This is a genomic window from Methylotenera sp. (genome assembly GCF_030653755.1).
Classification (GTDB): Bacteria; Pseudomonadota; Gammaproteobacteria; order Burkholderiales; family Methylophilaceae; genus Methylotenera.
The window spans coordinates 1-1833 of sequence record NZ_JAURYU010000019.1 but is presented as its reverse complement, the minus strand read 5'-3'; the positions used below and the strand labels follow the sequence as shown (position 1 = coordinate 1833).

Sequence of the window (1833 nt, the reverse complement as noted above, 5' to 3'; positions counted from 1 at the left end):
AAATAAAATTACTCATATTCCTTACCGGCCAATTTTCATAAAGTAGCAACTCGCATTAAATATCATTAAAATACTCAATATAAACAATATATTATGATATAATGACGGCAAATAACATTATTTAATCACGCCATGTCAGCTCCTTTCAAATCAAGTCCGGTTGAATTTAATCAACACCAGTTATTTCCCAGTAATATTTTTGACCTTCTTCCAGAAGGTCACGAATGCTATCTTTATGCTGATCTGTTTCAACAGCTTGATACCACAACGATTGAGAGTGGCTACAGTATCAAAGGTCAGAATGCCTATCATCCCAAGCAAATTGTCTCGATCCTGATTTACGCCTACAGTCGGGGTGTTTTCAGCTCACGGCAAATTGAAAGGCGTTGCCGGGAAGACTTATCCTTCATGTTCATTGCGCAAATGAACTGCCCCAATTTCCGGGTGCTCAGTGATTTTAGAAAAGACCATGGCGACTTTTTCCAGGCTTGTTTTAAGCAAACCGTCAAGCTGGCACTGGCGTTGAAACTGGCTTCATTAGGGCATATCAGTCTGGATGGTTCGAAATTCAAGGCCAACAGCTCCAAACACAAAGCGATGAGTTACGGGCGTTTGAAAGAAAAGGAACAGGCCTTGAGCGCCGAAATCGATGCCCTGATTGAACAAGCCAATCGTTGCGGCCAGGAAGAAGACCAAGCCTATAAAGAACGGACCGGCTATGAACTCCCCGAAGACTTGAAGCATAAACAAGGCAGGCTGGCTAAAATCAAAGCGGCCAAAAAAGCCCTCGAACACCGCGAAGAACAGCTTAACCCCGGCCAGAACATCGAAGACAAAAAACAGATCAGCTTTGCCGATACCGAGGCGCGCATCATGGGCAAGAACGGCAACTTCGATTATGCCTACAATGCCCAGATCAGCGTCGATGCAGACCTGCAAATCATCGTCGGCCAGCACGTCAGCCAAAACGCCAACGACAAACAGGAAATCGAACCCGCCCTGAAAGCCTTGCAGGACACTGCCGGCAGATTGCCTGAGCAATTGAGCGCGGACAATGGCTACCTGTCTGGAGACAATCTACAGGCTCTGGAACACAGCCGCACCGATGCCTATATCGCCACCGACAAAGGTGAAAAATCCCACAAAACGCCTTTGGATAGCTCGGATCGGAAACTGGTCAAGGCGGACTTCGAATACCACGAAGCCGATAACACCTTTATCTGTCCTAAAGGGCAGGTTTTAAAATTGAAACGCCAAGGCCAAGACGGCAGCCGTGTGTATCAAGGATCATCGGAAGTCTGCACCGGTTGCCTGCTGCAAAGCCGTTGCTGCCAATCCGCTAAAGGGGAAGCCCGCACCATCAATACCGATGACAAGGAACCTTTGCGCCAGCAAATGAATAGTAAAATGGCAACGGAGTCCGCCAAAGCGGTCTACCGTAAGCGCAAGACAATTGTTGAGCCGGTGTTTGGACACATCAAAAACAGCGGCTTTCGCGGCTTCAGTGTGAGAGGCAAAGAAAAAGTTGCGGGTGAATTTTCACTGGTGTGCGCCACGCACAATATCAAAAAAATTGCCAAAGCCATTTTTACGGGAGTCGTCCGTCCTGAATGGAGTCATTTGACCACAAAACCAGCCATATAGGTAAAAATGAGGGAATAAACCCGTCAAAAAACGATCATTATCGTCTAAATCATATAGTCGCGACATTTTCAAAAATAGACCGCCAGGAAATTTAAATTTTTTCCGGAACACAACAGGACTACTTGCCCAAGAACTCTATTCTCGGACAGCCTCCTAGAATGAGCCCACATTAATTGAGAACAGCCCGAT

At 46.4% G+C, this 1833-nt stretch carries 1 protein-coding gene; it reads left to right on the top strand.

The annotated features are described in order from the left end of the window. Nucleotides 1–132: 132 nt before the first annotated feature. Nucleotides 133–1644 (top strand): IS1182 family transposase, encoded by a 1512-nt coding sequence (locus Q7U33_RS03820; RefSeq protein WP_304858272.1) that lies wholly within the window; start codon nt 133–135, stop codon nt 1642–1644. The last annotated feature ends 189 nt before the right edge of the window (nt 1645–1833 follow it).

Excerpts from the sequence above, each read along its gene's own strand:
- Q7U33_RS03820 (WP_304858272.1), top strand. The coding sequence starts at position 133 with ATGTCAGCTCCTTTCAAATCAAGTCCGGTTGAATTTAATCAACACCAG.